The sequence below is a fragment of the Bradyrhizobium sp. OK095 genome, from assembly GCF_900109945.1.
Lineage (GTDB): Bacteria > Pseudomonadota > Alphaproteobacteria > Rhizobiales > Xanthobacteraceae > Bradyrhizobium.
The window spans coordinates 298659-315162 of record NZ_FOBX01000007.1; the positions used below are offsets into that span (position 1 = coordinate 298659).

Genomic DNA, 16504 nt, shown 5'->3' on the forward strand with positions numbered 1-16504 from the left:
TCCAATGTCGATTACACGAGATACACTGCATGCGCGCGTAACATCGTCGCGCGCACGATCGTGTGATTGGAGAAATTGAAATGCGTGCATTGTTTACCCTCCCCATTGTCGCCACACTTTCGCTCGCAATCGCCACATTCGCGCTGACGCTGAGCACAAGCACGCCTGCACGCGCATTCGGTTCGCATCACGCGTTCTGCCTCACCGGCGATGAATGGCCGGGCTTGAGCAATTGCACGTTCGACACTTATGCGCAGTGTCAGGCGAGTGCCTCGGGACGCGCGCTCAGCTGCATCGCAAATCCGTATTTCGCAGGTGAGAGCGATGATCCCTACGCCTATCAGAATCGTCCGCGCGCGCAGTCGCCGGGCTACTATTTGCCGCGCTGAGATGCGCAGCGCCCATCTCGCGCTCGTCGCGATCGGCCTGCTCTTCGCGGGAGGATCCACGCACGCGCAGACCTATGATCCGAGCTATCCCGTCTGCATGCAAATCTACGGCCCCGTCGGCTATTTCGATTGCCGCTACACCTCGCTCGAGCAGTGCAGATTTCTCGCCACGGGCCGTTCGGCGAGTTGCGCCGTGAATCCGTATTTTGCGCAGAAGAAACTCCCCCGCCGGTCGAAGCGCGCCGATTAGCCGACGCGACGAACGCGACGGTCCGTCGTTTCGAGAAAGCACGACTCGACGTTCCGCAACCCGCGATCGCCGTTCATATGACAATTCGCGGATGCTATCTCCCGCTCACTCTCGGCAACAGAGACGAGAGAACTGGAGAATGATTATGCCTGTCACGAACACAGGAATCGGTCGGCGAGACTTCATCGCCTCGTCGCTGATCGGTACCATTGGTCTCAACCTTCCGCTCGCAGTGAGTGTGTCACCCGCACAGGCCGCAGAACGCGCTGCAAGCCTGGCGGGCGACGCCAGCATCCGCGAATTCCGCATCGACATCCCCGACTCCGCCCTCGACGATTTGCGCCGGCGCATCGGCGCGACACGCTGGCCCGACCGCGAGACGGTGTCCGACACCTCGCAAGGTATGCAGCTCGCGCGGTTGCAGGCGCTCTGCGGTTACTGGACCGGCTCCTACGACTGGCGCAAGATCGAGAAGCGGCTGAACGCGCTGCCGCAGTTCACCACCGAGATCGATGGCCTCGACATCCATTTCATCCACGTCCGGTCGCGCAATCCCGACGCGCTGCCCATCATCATCACGCATGGCTGGCCGGGCTCGATCCTCGAGATGATCAAGACCATCGGGCCGCTGACCGATCCAACGGCGCACGGCGGCCGCGCGGAAGACGCCTTCCACCTCGTCATCCCCTCGATCCCCGGCTACGGCTTCTCGACCAAGCCGCGCGAACCCGGATGGGGCCCGGATCGCGTGGCGCGCGCCTGGGACGTGCTCATGAAGCGGCTCGGATACACACGATATGTCTCGCAAGGCGGCGACCACGGCTCTGTCATCTCCGACGCGCTCGCGCGGCAGAAGCCCGCCGGTCTCATGGGTATCCACGTCAATATGCCGCCGACGATCCCTGCCGAATACGTCAAGGGCATCAACGCCGGCGACCCGCCGCCTGCCGGCCTGCCCGAGCCGGAACGCGTGGCCTTCGAGACCCTGAGCAAGTTCTTTGCGCGCAGCGCCGCCTACGGCGCGATGATGGTGACGCGTCCGCAGACGATCGGTTACGGGCTCTGCGACTCGCCCGCGACGCTCGCGGCCTTCATGTACGAGAAGATCGCCGAGTGGACGGACAGCGGCGGCGAACCCGAGCGCGTGTTGACCAAGGACGAAATCCTGGATGCCATCTCGCTTTATTGGCTGACCAACACCGGCGCCTCGGCCAGCCGCTTCTACTGGGAAAACAACAACAACAATTTCAGCGCCGCAGCTCAGAAAACCGCAGAGATCACGGTCCCGGTCGCGGTCACTGTGTTCCCCGCCGAGATCTATCGTGCACCGAAAACGTGGACACAGCGCGCCTATCCGACGCTGCACTACTTCAACGAGGTCGAAAAGGGCGGCCATTTCGCAGCATGGGAGCAGCCGGAGCTGTTTGCCGCCGAGATGCGCGCGGCGTTCAAGACGCTGCGCTGAGGACCTCGATCCGTGAAGGGGCGGCGCCGTCATGGCGCCGCTCGCAGCATGACTTGGCTCCGCGCCAGTCGGGATGCTGATATGCGGCGTGCCTCGCACCGCGTCTGCCCGGTTGACGCGGACTGATCCGCGTTTAAGTACGACAGACAAATCTTGCAGGGGTGGCGACGTTCACTGGGCTGGTTCCCGATGACGCCACCAATGCAGGACACATGACGATCTCGCCTCCCGCGACCTCACGCCGAGCAAAATCGACTTCGGCCTCGGCGCCCCCTCAGCTCGCCGTCGTCCTGTTCTCGCTCGCGATGGGCGGCTTTGCGATCGGAACCACCGAATTCGCATCGATGAGCCTGCTGCCGTTCTTCGCCGCCGACATGAAGATCGACGAGCCGACCGCGGGATACGCGATCAGCGCCTACGCGCTCGGCGTCGTGCTGGGCGCGCCCCTGATCGCCGTGCTCGGCGCGCGCTTTGCCCGGCGCACACAGCTGCTGGTGCTGATGGCCGTGTTCGCGATCGGCAATGCGCTCACCGCGCTTGCACCTGGCTTTGGCTGGATGATCGCAGCGCGCTTTCTGTCAGGCTTGCCGCATGGCGCCTATTTCGGCATCGCCGCGCTGGTCGCAGCCTCGCTGGTTCCGCAACAGCGCCGCTCGCAGGCGATCGGCCAGATCATGCTTGGCCTGACCACTGCCACCATCGTCGGCGTGCCCCTGGCCAATTGGATCGGCCAGGCCGTCGGCTGGCGCGCGAGCTTTGGCCTCGTGTCGGTGCTGGCGCTGCTCACGGTGCTGCTATGCGCCCTGTTCGCGCCGCGCGACCGGGCCGGCGAGTCGGATCCGCTGCGCGAGCTCGGCGCTTTGAAGAGCGGCCGCGTCTGGATTACGCTCGCGATCGGCGCCATCGGCTTCGGCGGCATGTTCGCCGTCTACACTTATCTGGCGACGACGCTGATCGAGGTCACCAAGGTGAACGCGGAAGTCATCCCGTTCTTCCTGGCTGTGTTCGGCGTCGGCGCCACGCTCGGCAATCTGTTCGTGCCGCGTTTTGCCGACCGCGCGCTGATGCCGACGGCGGGCATCATCCTGTTGTTTTCCGCAGTCGCGCTGCTGGTGTTCCCGCTGGCCGCCGGCAATCCCTGGCTGCTGGCGATCGACATTTTCGCGATCGGCACCGGCGTCTCGATCGGCGCCATCCTCCAGACGCGCCTCATGGACGTCGCCGGCGACGCGCAGGCGCTTGCCGCCGCGCTGAACCATTCGGCGTTCAACACCGCCAATGCGCTCGGCCCGTTCCTCGGCGGGCTCGCCATTCGGGAAGGCCTCGGCTGGACCTCCACCGGCCCCGTCGGCGCTGCGCTTGCGCTACTGGGCTTCCTGATCTGGATCATCGCCTGGCGCGATGCCGGACCTGCTCCGGTCGACATCACTTCGCCGCACGAGGCGGGTCCGCTCGCACCACGATTGGCGCCGGTCCGCCGTTCCGCTTCTGCGAGGGATCCGGTGGCATGACGTCAGCGCGGGTCGCGCGACGCGTAGGACTTAACCGGCCAGCGTGACGATCAAAGGCCCGTTCCGGGTTGCGATCACGGTGTGCTCGTACTGAACGGTCGGCGCTTCGGGACTGCTGTAGAGCGTCCACGGATCATCGCCATCCTGCGCCCACTCGGCGCCCAGGGACAGGAACGGCTCGACGGTGAACACCAGGCCGTCGCTCATGACGCGGCGTTCGGAGCGGTCGGGCCATGTTGCGATCTCCGTCGGCTCCTCATGGAGCGACAGGCCGACACCGTGGCTGGCGAGATTCCTGACCAGGCTATAACCGTTCTTCTGCGCAAAGGTCCCGATGGCCTTGCCGATGCCGGCGATCGGTCTGCCGGCTCCGACCTGCTGCAGACCCGTCCACATCGCCCGCCGGCCGTCCCTGCAAAGGCGTTCGATCGCGCGCGTCACCGGCGGAACGGCGAACGAGGCACCCGTGTCCGCAAAGACGCCGTTCTTCTCGGCTGAAACGTCGATGTTGACGAGGTCGCCGCGCAGGATCTGCCGGTCACCCGGGATGCCATGAGCGATCTCCTCGTTCACGCTGATGCAGGTCGCCCCGGGGAAGTCATAGGACAGCTCCGGCGCCGAACGGGCGCCTGCGGCCTCCAGGAGCTTTCGTCCGATCTGGTCCAGCTCGCCTGTGGTGATGCCCGGCTCGAGCGCCTTCCCCATCGCCTCCAGGGTATTGGCGACGATGCGGCCGATCTCCTTGAGGCGCGTGAGATCGTTGTCATCAGAGATCGTCATATCAGGGCTCTTTCCGAAAGGACCGGACATAGCGCTTGCGAGCCCGGCTTGCAAACGAGAGGGCCGATCTTGAATCGTCTACTGCCAGGGTGGCGCGGCCAGCGATGGCGCGATCTCGATAGCCCCCTCCTCACCACGCCGCGCCATGCCGTCACAGAGCAACAAGGCAGCGTCATCCAGGGGGCGATGCGGTTCGTCCGCCGCACGCCATGTATCCCATGCCGAGGTCTCGATCCCCGCGAGTGCGAGCAGATCGCGCGCCAGATTGACGCGGGCAAAGAACAGACCGGTCGTCGTCCCGTGACCGAGCTGCGCCGGATCGATGGCGCCGCTGCGGCATCGCTTCCACGCCTCGATGCCCGTGATGAACTCGGTGCGAGGCACATCCGTCGGATCGAAATCGAACTTGAGGAGGCTGCGGTGCAACTCGTCGAGCTCCGCATCGACCAGCACCCAGCGCTGCTCATCCCGGGCCCAATATTCGCAAACCCAATGATCGTGGTAGGCATGCCCGGTAAAATACGTGCCGAAGCCACAGCGTATCCGAGCAGGCATGCCGTAATGCCGCAGCACGGCGCACATCATCAGTGAAAAGTCCCGGCACGTCGCCAATGCCCTCGACGTGCCCGGTCTGGCGATCCTCAACGGCCTCGGGTCGATCGTCAGGAGTTGCTCCAGGCGCCGGGCCACGGGCAACGTGGCTCGGCTTTGACCGGAGAAGTCGGCGGGGTCCAATCCCTGCCTCTCGATCCATGCTTCGTGGATCAGGAGGCCCTGCAAGGCGCGGCACAACGCTGCAATGTCCAGCGGCAAGCCGCCGATCAAGGCGGCGCAAGCGCCGGGATCGGTGAACACGCTGTGGCTGGCGTAACGATCGCGCGTTGTAGGTTCGGACACGGATCACTCCAACGCCAGGACGGTCCAGCACCAGGTGCAGGGTCTGAAAACCCTGCCGGTCCCCCCTCGCGTGAAGCCAGCCGGCAAGTCCGGGACAAGCAACCCTGCCCGTCCCGGCGCCGGCCAAATAAACACGCACCCGGCGCCACCGCAAGTTGTGAAAGCGCCGATCGTCGTATAGCGTCAGTCTCGGTTATGCACTGCGTGGTAGTCGACCGTTTCATGCCCGTCCGTATCCTGCTTCTTATTGCCTCACTCTCGCTTCCCGCCGCATTGCGCGCAGAAACGCCGGCCGGGAAAACCGGATTTGCATCGAAGCTCACGATCTATCTTGCCAAGGGAGCGCCCGATGCGTGCGGGCCGGGCTGCGACCGCTGGATCGCCATCGAGGGCCAGATCGATCAGGAGGCCGCGCCGCGCATTCGCCGCTTCCTCGCCGGCGTCAAGGACACGCAGCGTCCGATCTATTTTCATTCGCCCGGCGGCAATGTGGACCAATCCTACGCGATCGGCCGGCTGCTGCGCAGCCGCAAGGCGGTCGCCCGCGTCGGCCGGACGATCGTGACGGCATGCGCCTCAGGCACGCAGGAGGACGCCGCCTGCCTGAAGGTGAAGAGCACAAGTGGTGAGGTCGAGGCCGAACTCACCACCTACCACGCCATGTGCAACTCGGCCTGCGGCTTTCTGTTGATCGGGGCGACGTCGCGCGAGGTGGCTCCCGACGCCGCAGTAGCGGTGCATAATTCCAGGCTGACGCTCCTATTCCACGGAAATCCGCCTCCGCAGGTGGTTGCAGAGGCCCGGCGGCGCCGGATAGCGAGCGGCGAGCGCGACCGCACCGCCTTCATTGCGGCGATGGGGATCAGCCGCGAGCTCGATGACCTCATCCGGACCGTGAAGTTCGAAAACCTGCACGTGCTGACGCGGCCGGAGCTCTATCGTTTCGGCATCGACACGCGGCCGCTTGCCGAGACGAGGTGGAAGCTGGAGAAGGAAGCGCGGCCGTTCGTCCGCAAGGTCGCGGTGCTGAAGCAGGAGAACGGCACCTCGTTCCGCATGATGGAGTGGCGGCTGTCTTGCGAAAACAGGACGCGCGTGCCGCTGACCTTCGCGGGCGAGATCGACGAGACCGCCGCCGGCAAGAGCACGATCCTGATGACGGCGGATGCCGAGGCGGGCAAGGAGGCCGGAGGATCTCCGGTGCGGTCCGGCAAGTACGAGGTCTGGCGCGGCAGCACCGACTCCGGCACGGTCAAGGCAATGCTGGCGTCCCGCGTCTTGCATGTCCGCGAAACCACGACGCTCCAGGACGACAAGACGGACACGACGAAATTCGACATCGATTTGACGGGCCTGGCAGCGGCGTGGACGCAGCTCAAATCATCGTGCGCCTTGTCGACGCTCAACCCGATCAGCCCCTGGCCCGCGACGCTGCCGAACGTCGGCACAACGCCCCCGGCCGTGCCGGCGCCGTAAGTACGATCCTGCGCCCCTTGCGATTTAAGGACCAATCGGTCTATATATATCGACAATGAAGCGCCAAGCCCCAGTACAGTCGCCCCGTGGCCGCCCCCGAAGCTTCGACATGGACGCCGCTGTCGAGCGCGCGATGGGCGTGTTCTGGTCACGCGGCTATCACGGCACGGCGCTCCCGGACCTTCTTCATGCGACCAAGCTCTCGCGCGGCAGCCTTTACGCTGCCTTCGGTGACAAGCACTCGCTCTTCCTGCGTGCGCTTGATCGTTACATTGTCGATGCCGTGACGCGGATGGATCTCGAACTTACGTCCCCAAGAGAACCGATCGACGGCCTGCGGGCCTTCCTGGCCGGCTATGTTGACCGCACCAGCGGTGCCAATGGCCGGCGCGGTTGCCTGCTGGTGGCGACCGCCATGGAGCTGGCTGGCCAGGACGCCGAGGTCGGCCGTCGCGTCGCAGGTTTCTTCAAGGCCATGGAGACCAGGGTCGCGGACGCATTATCCCGTGCGAAGACGATGGGTAAATTGGCCGATGGTGTCGAACCTTCGAGTGCCGCCAAGATTCTCGTCTGTTTCGTCGAGGGGCTGCGCGTGATCGGCAAGACGGCGCCGGCCCGGACCACATCACAAGCTACCGCTGACGCGCTTCTCGACTGCTTCACGAGGTAACGACCCCGTGGACGCGCCCTGCGCGATCGGCGCGCCGATATTTGGACTGATCGGTCTTGAAAGGAAAGATGCCATGTCTGCCATCCAGATCTTCTGCGCGGTGGCCGTCCCCCTGCTCTGGGGTTATCAGTTCGTGGCGATCAAGGTGGGCGTCACCGAGTTTCCGCCGCTCTTCTTCCTCGCGCTGCGATTCCTCGCCATCGCGCTATTGCTGGTTCCGTTCGTCGAAAGGCCTACGCGCCGGCAGATCGGTCCAATCGCGGCGATTTCGGTCTTCCTGGGTGGGCTGAACTTCGGCCTGTTCTATGTCGGCCTTGGGCTCGGCTCGGGAAGCATGTCGGCCGTCGCCTATCAGCTCGCCACGCCCTTCACTGTCCTGCTCGCCTGGCCACTGCTCGCGGAGCGACCGTCTCTCACCACGTCCGCCGGCGTGGTGCTTGCGTTCATCGGCGTGGTCGTGTTGGCGGCGGAGCCCGGCCTGTCGGCAAGACCGCTTCCGCTGCTGCTTGTGGTCGGGGCCGCCTTCGCATTCGCGGTGTCCAACGTCTTGACGAAGCGCTACGGCCCTTTCGATCCCCTGATGCTGATGGGCTGGTCGTCGCTGCTGACGGTGCCGCAAGTCATGCTGATGTCGTTACTCCTTGAATACGGTCAAGCGGCGAGCCTCGCCACTGCGGACGGACGTGGCTGGCTGGCACTCGCCTACACGATCTTCATCGGCGGAATCGTCGGGTTTGGCCTTTGGTTCTGGCTGATCGCCCGCTGCTCCATGGGCCGCGTCGCACCCTTCGGCCTGCTGCTGCCGGTGTTCGCGCTGACGTCGAGCGTGCTGTTCCTCGGCGACCGCATGACGCCCAAGCTGATTGCCGGCGGGCTGCTCGCGATCTCCGGAGTCGCCATGACACAAGTGAGACCGAGCGTTCGGAAAAGCTAGACCGGCGAGTAGATCGAACCGGAGATTGCTGATCCACCGGCCCTTCGCGAACGTATACGGTATGACGCGAACTTCGGAGAGCTCGATGATTTATGTGACCGGCTATGTCACCGCGCTGATTGCCTTCGGCGCAATCGATGCCGTTTGGCTTCGTTTCATGGGGCCTGCGCTCTATCGCCCGACACTTGGAGATATCCTTCTGACCGATGTCCGGGTCGCTCCCGCGCTCGTGTTCTACGCGATCTATCCCGTGGGACTTCTCGTCTTCGCCGTCATGCCCGGGTTGAAATCGGGTTCCACGGTCACGGCTGCCGGATTGGCGGCGCTGTTCGGAGCCCTCGCCTACGCCACCTACGACCTGACCAACTTTGCGACCTTGCGCAATTGGACACTCCAGATCACCGTGCTCGACATCGCTTATGGCGCGGCAGCCTCAGCTTTTGCAGCCTTCGTCAGCCTTCTCGTCGTTCGCGCCGTGTCGAACGCCTGACCACTCAGGCGAGAGGCGAAGGCGACAGCCGATAATGGCTGACGCCCCATTCTTCGCCACCGGCGTGACCGAACAGGCCAATCGTGGCCAGAAAGAATAGGCGCCATCGCCGCTGCCACAGACGCGCGTCCTTGCCGTAGACCTGTTTCAGCACCTCATGGATTTCAGTGCGGTTGCGGTCGTAATTCGCCAGCCAGTCGCGAGCCGTCTTTGCATAATGCCCGCCGTTCCATTGCCACGCGGTGTCCACGTTGAAGAGATCCCCATACTCCCGGATCAGCCCATGGCTCGGCATGATGCCGCCGGTGAAGAAATGCTGGGCGATCCAGTCCGCACGGTTCTCTCGCGAGAACCGGTACGAGCCCGACTTGTGCGTGAAGATGTGCAGGAACAGCAGGCCGTCGGGACGTAGCGCGGCGCGCATGCGCGCCAGCAGCGGCCGCCAATTGGCCATATGCTCGAACATCTCCACGGATACGATCCGGTCGAATTCGCCCTGGGGTACGAACTCGTTCATGTCGGCCGTAATCACGGAGAGATTGCCGATGTTCGCTGCAGCGGCCTGACGCAGGATGAACTCCCGCTGCGACGCTGAATTCGACACGGAAATGATGCGTGAATTCGGGTAGCGCCGCGCCATCCACAGGGACAACGAGCCCCAGCCGCAACCCAGCTCGAGAATGTCCTGCCCGTCCTCGAGTTTCGCGTGTCCGGCCGTGATCCCCAGCGCGCGCTCTTCAGCCTGCGCCAGCGTATCGCCCTCCTCGCCGTAGAAGCAGCAGGAGTATTTTCGCTGCGGGCCCAGGATCATCTCGAAGAAGCGCGCCGGAATCTCGTAATGCTGGGCATTCGCCTCGGCGGTGTTGACCGCGATCGGCAACGCCGCAATTTCGCGCGAGAAGCCTGCATCCGAACCGCCCGAGAATTGCGCAAGGTCGCGCCGCGTGCGTTCGACCAGGCGGCTGATGACTGCCGCACTGACGCTATCGGGCCACGGAAGCGTTTCGCCCAGTCGGATCGCCGTCTCTGTCAGTGTCAAACTAGCCTCCCGCAGACATCTTCGGTGGACCGGGAAAGAACACGTTCGTGGTCATCTGATACTTGCGAAAGGCATCGCCGCGATCGGCCAGCATGTGCTCTTCCAGCGGCGGAATGCCCGAGACATAGACCAGCAGCCAGTACATGCAGAGCGGCGCAACAAGCGCGAAATAACCGAAGGGCTCGTGTCCCGTGAGGTCGATGGCCAGAACGGGATAGGCAAGCCAGCCCAGCCATTCGAAGAAGTAGTTGGGGTGACGCGACATCCGCCAAAGCCCGACGTCGCAGATCTTTCCCTTGTTGGCCAGGTCATGGCGAAATCGCCGAAGCTGCTCGTCAGCGGTCGCCTCGCCTGCGATGGCCACGACAAAAATCAGCACCGCGATCGCGGCCTGCGCCGGAGGCACCGAACCCGGAACATTGGCCGCGAGCCACATCGCAAGCCCGAGCGGAATACTGACGAGCGCTTGCTTCTGCAACAGCCAGAACATGTTTGGCGATGCGTCCGCTCCCCAGTCCCGGATGAGCTTGGCATAGCGCGGATCGTCCGTGATTCCGCGCGTGCGGCGCGCGATGTGCAATCCAAGCCGGAGCGACCAGATCACCGCCATCGCCGCGACAATGAGGCTCTGAAGACGCAGCGGCATTGCCATCACCGCGCCGACGAAGCCGACCAGGCCAAGCCCGAACGTCCAGATGGTGTCGACCCACCCCGAATTTCGCGACCCGCGCCAGACCAGCCAGGCGACGCCCATGATGATCGAAAGCGCCGCCGAAACGCCGACCAGACCGAGGATGAATGTTGAAGCCGTCATTCGGGATCTCGAGCAAGAGGTGATGGATTCACAACCGAACGAACGGCTGCATCAGTTTTCCAAGCCAGCCGCGCAGCTCGAGATCGCCCTGCATGGCCACCAGGCAAATGCACGTGTTCCCCTCCTCGACGAACGGCGTGTGGTCGACGGTGTTGTCCGCGGCGTCGAAATCGCCGGGACCGTAGCGGCCCAGATCGTGGCTGAACGCGCCCTGCAGTACACAGGTCCATTCGACTCCGGAATGGCCATGGTGAGGCAGCGACGATCCCGGCGCGGCCTTCAACATGAAAACGCGCGTGCCCTCGCTCTCGGGCACCTCGACCTTCCTCCAGTGGACACCGGGGCCGATCCATCGCCAGCGTCCGACCTCATAGGGAGCAAGCACCGCGGGACAATCCGGTGCCGCCTCGCGGACGACCATCGACGGTGGCGCGGCCTCGTCCAGCCGCGCAAGAGCCTCGTCAAGCGCGCCGGCACGGGGGGTAGCCGGCGCCGCCTGCTCGACCAATGCACCACCAACCTGTTCGCACGCCGCGACGATCGCCCGGCAATGGGGGCACAGCGCAACATGGGCGGCCACCACGACGCTGCGCGGCTCGTCGAGCGTGCCCGCCGCAAAGGCCGCCAGCGCTTCCTCATCGGGATGATGCGCAATCGTCATGAGTTCTCACCGAGGAAATCGCGCAAGCGCGCCATGGCCAGCCGCAACCGGGATTTCACCGTGCCAAGGGGAATGCCGAGCTTCTTGGCGATATCGCCATGCGCGTTGCCTTCAAAAAATGACAGCTCCACCACCCGGACCTGGTCCTCCGGCAACCCCTCCAGCGCCGCCCGCACCCGGCTTTCGCGTTCGGCTGCCTCGAACGGCACGTCGGGCGGGTCCTCCGCGGCCGGGAGCATCAGCTCGTACACATGATGAAGCTGCGCGCGCTGATCCTTCCGAAACCGGTCGATCCGAAGGTTGCGGGCAATGGTGAAGATCCAGGCGGACACTGCGGCCCGCTGGGGATCATAGCCGTCGGCCTTGCGCCAGACGGTGATCAATGTCTCCTGCGCCAGATCCTCGGCGATCTCGCCGGCCGCTCCGCCCCTCATCAGCATGGTCTTGATGCGGGGCGCATAGAAATTGAACAGCTGCTTGAAGGCCTCGCGATCCCGGCGCGCCGCGATGGCACGAACGAAATTGGCGGCTTTTTGCGGCGTAATGGACTCAGCCTCGTGGCGCATCATGGCTTCCGGCCGACCGTCCCATCGTCGCCGTCTCTCCCCCGGTCCCGGCCGATGCCTGCCGTACCCTAGCCTAGCTGCTGTACCGGTGGTTTGCATACATCCAGATACGTCCACCGCCCGTCTTTGGATCACCGCGGATAGATGTGATCCAAAGCCATTTCTCGTCCGTATCTGTCATCGGAACCCAAGTGCCCGTCGACGGGGCCAACCATGAGGACCGGGCGGGATGCGGAGCGACAACGGATCGCGAAAGCGGATCGCGGTGATTGGAACCGGCATCTCCGGGATGTCTGCGGCATGGCTCCTGAGCCAGCGCCATGACGTGACGATCTATGAGCGGGACGGACGGCTCGGCGGTCATTCCAATACCGTCGAAGTCCGCACCCCCGATGGGATCGTCCCGGTCGATACCGGGTTCATCGTCTACAACGAGAAGACCTATCCCAATCTCACGGCGCTGTTCGCCCACCTCAAAGTGCCGACGCTCGCCTCCGACATGTCGTTCGCCGTCTCCCTCGAAGACGGCGAGCTGGAATATTCGGGGACCAGCCTGAACGGGCTGTTTGCCCAGCGCAGCAATTTGTTTCGCCCGAGGTTCTGGTCGATGCTCAACGACCTCTGGCGCTTCTATCGCGAAGCACCGCGGGATCTGTCGTCGCTCGACGATCTCTCCTCCCTCGAGCAATATCTCGACGCCGGCTGTTACGGCGAGGTCTTTCGCAGCGACCATCTGTTGCCGATGGCCGCCGCGATCTGGTCGGCCTCGCCCAGCCAGATGCTGCAATATCCGGCAGCTTCGTTCATTCGCTTCCACGACAATCACGGGCTGCTTCAGCTGCGCAACCGGCCACCATGGCGGACGGTCGCCGGTGGCAGCCGCACCTATGTCGACGCGCTGACGCATCGGTTCAGCGACGGCATCCGTCTTGCCCGAGGTGTCGCGGCAATCCGGCGCCATCAGGACGGAGTCGAGGTCAGGGATCGCGGCGGCCATTCCGACCATTTCGATGACGTCGTCATCGCGGCGCATGCCGATCAGGCGCTTGCGCTGCTGGAGCAGCCAACGGCAGAGGAGCGAAGCCTGCTCGGGGCATTCCGCTACAGCCAAAACCGCGCCGTTCTCCACGGCGATCCGGTGCTGATGCCGCAGCGCAAGGCGGCCTGGGCGAGCTGGAATTATATTGGCGGCAGAGCCAGCACGGAGCATCCAACCGTGACCTACTGGATGAACGCTCTCCAGCAATTGCCGACGGCGCAAAATCTGTTCGTGACGCTCAACCCCGTGGTCGAGCCAGAGCAGGCCCTGCACGAGGAACATTACGATCATCCGATCTTCGATGCCGCGGCCATGAGCGCGCAGCGTCGTCTATGGTCCTTGCAGGGCCAGGATCGCATCTGGTTCTGCGGCTCCTATTTCGGCGCCGGTTTTCACGAGGATGGGCTCCAGTCCGGGCTCGCCGCTGCCGAAGCCCTCGGCCGTGTCAGGCGGCCGTGGCACGTTGAAAACGAGTCCGGCCGAATCTACGTCGACGAGGCGAATAGTCATCAGATCAAACGACTTGCCGCATGAAAATGTCTTCGTGCCTATACACCGGCCAGGTTGTTCATCGTCGCTTGCTGCCCCGGAAGCATCAGCTCCGCTATCGGGTGTTCTGGATGTTGCTCGATCTGAACGAAATCGACAGCCTCTCCAGGCAGCTCAGCTTCTTCTCACGCAACCGGTTCAATCTCGCCAGCTTCCACGATTCCGACCACGGCGATGGCGGTGGCGCCTCGCTTCTGGACCAGGCGCAGGCGCTGCTGCGACAGGCCGGATGCCGGGCGGAGCAGCTCACCATCAAGCTGCTCTGCATGCCGCGCCTCCTCGGTTACGGCTTCAATCCGCTGAGCGTCTATTTTTGCTCGCGGCATGATGGCTCGCTCGAGGCGATCATCTACGAGGTTCACAACACCTTTGGCGAGCGGCACAGCTACGTCATGCCGGTCGGCGGCTCCGCGACAGAGATCATCGAGCAGCATTGCCCCAAATCGTTCTACGTCTCGCCGTTCCTCGGCATGGACATGTCTTACGGCTTTCGCGTTCTTCCTCCCGCCGCGCAGGTGGAGGTTTCCATTCGTGGTCAGGAGAACGACAGGACAGTCATCGTGGCATCGCTTTCGGGGACGCGTCACCCATTGACCGACAGCGCCCTGATCAAGGCTTTTGCCAGCCATCCGTTGCTGACAATGAAGGTCATCGCGGGCATCCATTGGCATGCGTTGCGGATGATCCTCAAAGGTTTCCGCATCCACGGGCGTGAACCGGCAGCGCAGCGCGCGGCAAGAGCTGCCGGCGGTCGAGGAGCGCAGCCGTGAGATCCGATTCCTCATTGATGTCCCCAGTCCCTGATGTCGTGACCGGACTCGCGCGGCTCGTCACCCGCATGATCGGCCGGCTGCTCCCTCAGGTTCAATCCGGCCACTTGCGGTTGGTTCTCCCCAATGGCGGGCAGCTCGATCTGGGCAGACGGGAGAACGGCAACGACGTCACCATCACCTTCCACCACTGGCGGGCCCTGCAGCGCTTGTGGCTATCGGGCGAGGCCGGCTTCTCCGACGGCTATATCGCGGGCGATTGGTCGACCAACAATCTGATGGGAGTGCTGGACTTCCTCATTCGAAACGAGACGGCATTTGCCGGGGTCGCCAGCTCCCGCGCCGCCCGCCTATTCGGCTGGCTCCGGCACCGCGCCAACGAAAATACCAAGACCGGCAGCAGGAAGAATATCGCGGCTCACTATGACCTCGGTAACGAGTTCTACCGCCATTGGCTCGATCAAGGCATGAACTACTCCTCCGCGATCTATGAGCCCGAGCTTTCGCTGGAAGACGCGCAGCGAAACAAGCTTGAACGGGTTTCCCGCTATCTCGACCTCAAGGGAGGCGAACGCGTTCTCGAGATCGGCTGCGGGTGGGGATCGCTGGCTGAACATCTGGTTCGCGGCTACGATGCGGCGGTCACGGGGATCACCCTGTCCCGGTCGCAGCTGGATTTCGCGCGTGAGCGCCTGACGGCGGAAATCGAGGCCGGCAAGGCCGCGGTTCTCTTACAGGACTATCGCGACATCGTCGGACGTTTCGACCGCATCGTCTCGATCGAGATGTTCGAGGCCGTCGGCGAACGGTACTGGCCGCTCTATTTCGAGAAGCTGCGGTCGAGCCTCGTCAAGGGCGGTGTCGCCGTGCTGCAAATCATCACGATCGCACCGTCCCGCTTCGGTGCTTATCGGAACTGCCCGGACTTCATTCAACGTCACATCTTTCCCGGCGGAATGCTGCCGACGGCCGAGATTGTCGAGGCGCATGCGGCCAAAGCCATGCTTGAGGTGACGGGTCGCGAGTCCTTCGGCCTGAGCTATGCCCGCACGCTCAGCGATTGGCGCGATCGCTTCCTCGGGGCGTGGCCGGAAATCGAGGCCCTCGGCTTCGACACCAGGTTTCGCCGCATGTGGGAATATTATCTGGCCTATTGCGAAGCCGGATTTCGACACGACGCCGTCAACGTCAGCATCTTCAAGCTGACGCGTTGAACGGTCCTGAGATTACCGCTGCACCTGTGCGTAGCCCCAGCCGGATCCTTTCCGCGCTATGCTCCGCTCAGAAGCAATGCGATCGCAAGACCAATCGTTGCACATGCCCCAATCAGGAACGCCAAAGTGCGGATGACGGGAATGCCCGCAGCGTAGATGACGTAGTGAATGAGGCGCGCGGCAACGTAGATCTGAGCAGACAGTACGGTCGCCCTGGTGCTGACATCGATGATTGCACCGACCAGCACCAGTGGGGCGAACACGGCAAGGTTCTCGATCGCGTTGAGGTGCGCGCGCCGCGCCCTGTCGACCCAGGGCGCATCCGCGGGATAATCGGGTCCGGGGGTACCGATCGCGCGCAGTACACCGTGCGTTGTCATGCGCGCGACGACATAGGGTACCCACATCAGCGCCGTCGCAGCCGAGATGACGGTCAGGCCGTAAAGTTCGGGCGTATATTTCACGATTAAAGCGTCGCCAACTGTGTCGGTCGAAATCGTGCGGTGGTCAGGATCGCCAGAAGCGCAAAGAGAAGAAACGCCGCCCCCTGGACAACCAGGAACACCGGCTCCGTCTGCGTTGGCGCCCATGATTGCAACAGCGGGATTTTCAGGAAGGCCTGAATGCCCAGAACGAATACGTTCAGGTACAACGAAAGCGTGGCGGTGATCGTGTAGATCGGACGCCAGATGCCCAGCAGGTGCCTGCCATAAAATGCGAACGTCGCGAGCACCAGTAGCACCAGCGAAATCAGCCCGACGATGTGCGACGGCAGGAGCTTGGGGGCCGGGAAAAGGAAGCCTGTAACGCTGGTCAGTATCGTGGTGGCCAGAAAGATCGCCGTGGAAACGCGGGATGGATCGGACTTCAACCAGCCGATCGCTGCGATCAGGCCGGCGACGATACCGATCAGACTGATAAGGACGTGCAGTAGCGTGAAAATGACCAGACTCATGCCCATCATGATGATGCCCCAACGATTGCGTTCGA

At 63.6% G+C, this 16504-nt stretch carries 19 protein-coding genes; 11 read left to right on the forward strand and 8 right to left on the reverse strand.

The window, feature by feature from the left end:
• Positions 1–80 precede the first annotated feature (80 nt).
• From BMW89_RS20365 to BMW89_RS20380, 4 genes are all read left to right on the forward strand, one after another.
• The gene (locus BMW89_RS20365; RefSeq protein WP_177196194.1) at positions 81–389 is read left to right on the forward strand and encodes a DUF3551 domain-containing protein; all 309 of its coding nucleotides are present in this window, start codon (positions 81–83) and stop codon (positions 387–389) included.
• A 1-nt stretch (position 390) separates the two neighbouring features.
• The gene (locus BMW89_RS20370) at positions 391–639 is read left to right on the forward strand and encodes a DUF3551 domain-containing protein (RefSeq protein WP_092028774.1); all 249 of its coding nucleotides are present in this window, start codon (positions 391–393) and stop codon (positions 637–639) included.
• Positions 640–784: 145 nt separating this feature from the next.
• Complete coding sequence (locus BMW89_RS20375) at positions 785–2104, forward strand: epoxide hydrolase family protein (RefSeq protein ID WP_092028775.1); 1320 nt, start codon at positions 785–787, stop codon at positions 2102–2104.
• 212 nt (positions 2105–2316) lie between these two features.
• Positions 2317–3615: an MFS transporter gene (locus BMW89_RS20380; RefSeq protein ID WP_177196195.1), complete on the forward strand. Its 1299-nt coding sequence runs from the start codon at positions 2317–2319 to the stop codon at positions 3613–3615.
• A gap of 30 nt (positions 3616–3645) precedes the next feature.
• Here the strand turns inward: BMW89_RS20380 and map are convergent, their stop codons facing one another.
• Together map and BMW89_RS20390 are read right to left on the reverse strand one after the other, a co-directional pair.
• Positions 3646–4395, reverse strand: a complete 750-nt coding sequence (gene map, locus BMW89_RS20385; protein WP_092028777.1) for a type I methionyl aminopeptidase — start codon at positions 4393–4395, stop codon at positions 3646–3648.
• Positions 4396–4473: 78 nt separating this feature from the next.
• Positions 4474–5250: a transglutaminase domain-containing protein gene (locus tag BMW89_RS20390; RefSeq protein WP_177196196.1), complete on the reverse strand. Its 777-nt coding sequence runs from the start codon at positions 5248–5250 to the stop codon at positions 4474–4476.
• Between the two features lie 264 nt (positions 5251–5514).
• Between BMW89_RS20390 and BMW89_RS20395 the strand changes: the two genes are divergently transcribed.
• From BMW89_RS20395 to BMW89_RS20410, 4 genes are all read left to right on the forward strand, one after another.
• The gene (locus BMW89_RS20395; protein ID WP_177196197.1) at positions 5515–6768 is read left to right on the forward strand and encodes a hypothetical protein; all 1254 of its coding nucleotides are present in this window, start codon (positions 5515–5517) and stop codon (positions 6766–6768) included.
• 109 nt (positions 6769–6877) lie between these two features.
• A complete protein-coding gene (locus BMW89_RS20400) occupies positions 6878–7438 on the forward strand; it encodes a TetR/AcrR family transcriptional regulator (protein WP_210187575.1) in 561 nt (186 codons plus the stop codon).
• 73 nt (positions 7439–7511) lie between these two features.
• Positions 7512–8372, forward strand: a complete 861-nt coding sequence (locus BMW89_RS20405; protein WP_092028935.1) for a DMT family transporter — start codon at positions 7512–7514, stop codon at positions 8370–8372.
• Positions 8373–8457: 85 nt separating this feature from the next.
• On the forward strand, positions 8458–8862 hold the full coding sequence (locus BMW89_RS20410) for a DUF2177 family protein (protein ID WP_092028936.1): 405 nt from the start codon (positions 8458–8460) through the stop codon (positions 8860–8862).
• 4 nt (positions 8863–8866) lie between these two features.
• On the opposite strand, the gene BMW89_RS20415 is transcribed toward BMW89_RS20410, so the two are convergent.
• From BMW89_RS20415 to BMW89_RS20430, 4 genes are read right to left on the reverse strand one after another with little or no spacing between them, the layout of a single operon-like run.
• Positions 8867–9901 carry an SAM-dependent methyltransferase gene (locus BMW89_RS20415; protein ID WP_092028780.1) on the reverse strand — a complete coding sequence of 345 codons (1035 nt, stop codon included), beginning with the start codon at positions 9899–9901 and terminating at the stop codon, positions 8867–8869.
• A 1-nt stretch (position 9902) separates the two neighbouring features.
• Positions 9903–10715 carry a DUF1295 domain-containing protein gene (locus tag BMW89_RS20420; protein WP_092028781.1) on the reverse strand — a complete coding sequence of 271 codons (813 nt, stop codon included), beginning with the start codon at positions 10713–10715 and terminating at the stop codon, positions 9903–9905.
• A gap of 28 nt (positions 10716–10743) precedes the next feature.
• A complete protein-coding gene (locus tag BMW89_RS20425) occupies positions 10744–11376 on the reverse strand; it encodes a ChrR family anti-sigma-E factor (protein WP_092028782.1) in 633 nt (210 codons plus the stop codon).
• Positions 11373–11945: a sigma-70 family RNA polymerase sigma factor gene (locus BMW89_RS20430; protein ID WP_244547637.1), complete on the reverse strand. Its 573-nt coding sequence runs from the start codon at positions 11943–11945 to the stop codon at positions 11373–11375. The genes BMW89_RS20425 and BMW89_RS20430 overlap by 4 nt, the downstream gene beginning before the upstream one ends.
• 226 nt (positions 11946–12171) lie before the next feature.
• Between BMW89_RS20430 and BMW89_RS20435 the strand changes: the two genes are divergently transcribed.
• The 3 genes from BMW89_RS20435 to BMW89_RS20445 all read left to right on the forward strand — a co-directional run bounded on the left by BMW89_RS20435 (position 12172) and on the right by BMW89_RS20445 (position 15514).
• Positions 12172–13515 (forward strand): NAD(P)/FAD-dependent oxidoreductase, encoded by a 1344-nt coding sequence (locus BMW89_RS20435; RefSeq protein ID WP_092028783.1) that lies wholly within the window; start codon positions 12172–12174, stop codon positions 13513–13515.
• 2 nt (positions 13516–13517) lie between these two features.
• Complete coding sequence (locus BMW89_RS20440; protein WP_244547642.1) at positions 13518–14300, forward strand: DUF1365 domain-containing protein; 783 nt, start codon at positions 13518–13520, stop codon at positions 14298–14300.
• 68 nt (positions 14301–14368) lie between these two features.
• Complete coding sequence (locus tag BMW89_RS20445; RefSeq protein ID WP_502686396.1) at positions 14369–15514, forward strand: class I SAM-dependent methyltransferase; 1146 nt, start codon at positions 14369–14371, stop codon at positions 15512–15514.
• Positions 15515–15570: 56 nt separating this feature from the next.
• Here the strand turns inward: BMW89_RS20445 and BMW89_RS20450 are convergent, their stop codons facing one another.
• A complete protein-coding gene (locus tag BMW89_RS20450) occupies positions 15571–15978 on the reverse strand; it encodes an MAPEG family protein (RefSeq protein ID WP_092028786.1) in 408 nt (135 codons plus the stop codon).
• A gap of 2 nt (positions 15979–15980) precedes the next feature.
• Positions 15981–16481: a hypothetical protein gene (locus BMW89_RS20455; protein ID WP_092028787.1), complete on the reverse strand. Its 501-nt coding sequence runs from the start codon at positions 16479–16481 to the stop codon at positions 15981–15983.
• Between the last annotated feature and the right edge of the window lie 23 nt (positions 16482–16504).

Coding starts and splice junctions, on each gene's coding strand:
- BMW89_RS20440 (WP_244547642.1), top strand. CDS start 13,518: ATGTCTTCGTGCCTATACACCGGCCAGGTTGTTCATCGTCGCTTGCTG.
- BMW89_RS20395 (WP_177196197.1), top strand. CDS start 5,515: ATGCCCGTCCGTATCCTGCTTCTTATTGCCTCACTCTCGCTTCCCGCC.
- BMW89_RS20400 (WP_210187575.1), top strand. CDS start 6,878: ATGGACGCCGCTGTCGAGCGCGCGATGGGCGTGTTCTGGTCACGCGGC.
- BMW89_RS20375 (WP_092028775.1), top strand. CDS start 785: ATGCCTGTCACGAACACAGGAATCGGTCGGCGAGACTTCATCGCCTCG.
- BMW89_RS20445 (WP_502686396.1), top strand. CDS start 14,369: ATGATCGGCCGGCTGCTCCCTCAGGTTCAATCCGGCCACTTGCGGTTG.
- BMW89_RS20435 (WP_092028783.1), top strand. CDS start 12,172: ATGCGGAGCGACAACGGATCGCGAAAGCGGATCGCGGTGATTGGAACC.
- BMW89_RS20370 (WP_092028774.1), top strand. CDS start 391: ATGCGCAGCGCCCATCTCGCGCTCGTCGCGATCGGCCTGCTCTTCGCG.
- BMW89_RS20365 (WP_177196194.1), top strand. CDS start 81: ATGCGTGCATTGTTTACCCTCCCCATTGTCGCCACACTTTCGCTCGCA.
- BMW89_RS20380 (WP_177196195.1), top strand. CDS start 2,317: ATGACGATCTCGCCTCCCGCGACCTCACGCCGAGCAAAATCGACTTCG.
- BMW89_RS20430 (WP_244547637.1), bottom strand. CDS start 11,945: ATGATGCGCCACGAGGCTGAGTCCATTACGCCGCAAAAAGCCGCCAAT.
- BMW89_RS20410 (WP_092028936.1), top strand. CDS start 8,458: ATGATTTATGTGACCGGCTATGTCACCGCGCTGATTGCCTTCGGCGCA.
- BMW89_RS20420 (WP_092028781.1), bottom strand. CDS start 10,715: ATGACGGCTTCAACATTCATCCTCGGTCTGGTCGGCGTTTCGGCGGCG.
- BMW89_RS20405 (WP_092028935.1), top strand. CDS start 7,512: ATGTCTGCCATCCAGATCTTCTGCGCGGTGGCCGTCCCCCTGCTCTGG.
- BMW89_RS20425 (WP_092028782.1), bottom strand. CDS start 11,376: ATGACGATTGCGCATCATCCCGATGAGGAAGCGCTGGCGGCCTTTGCG.
- map (WP_092028777.1), bottom strand. CDS start 4,395: ATGACGATCTCTGATGACAACGATCTCACGCGCCTCAAGGAGATCGGC.